The sequence below is a fragment of the Cupriavidus sp. SIMBA_020 genome (genome assembly GCF_046535395.1).
GTDB lineage: Bacteria > Pseudomonadota > Gammaproteobacteria > Burkholderiales > Burkholderiaceae > Cupriavidus > Cupriavidus campinensis.
Map to the genome: position 1 here is coordinate 1 of NZ_JAWRWU010000509.1, position 274 is coordinate 274.

The 274-nt window shown below is 66.8% G+C and carries 1 protein-coding gene; it reads right to left on the minus strand.

Annotated features, from left to right (window positions below; genetic code table 11):
* Positions 1 to 274 (minus strand): hypothetical protein (locus SB751_RS30265; protein WP_410749055.1); only part of this gene is annotated, 274 nt, incomplete at both ends.

The window sequence follows — 274 nt, forward strand, 5'->3', positions numbered from 1 at the left end:
CGCGAGGTCGATCGACGGCTTGGCGACCACGATGCCCGCGTTCTGGAACACGTATTCGCCGTCGTGCACGTAGAGCACCGAGAACGTCATGTTCGGCGCGAACTCGGGACGGACCTTGATGCGCGCCTTCCATTGCGTCGGCGCGACGCGCGTGAGGCTCAGCCAGTCGGCGCCGGCCGAAAGCAGCGCGCGCGCTTCGACGCTGTCACGTTCGAGCGTGAGCAATGCGTCGTCGACGGCGTAGGGGAACGTGATGAGCGCCTCGGCCGTATCG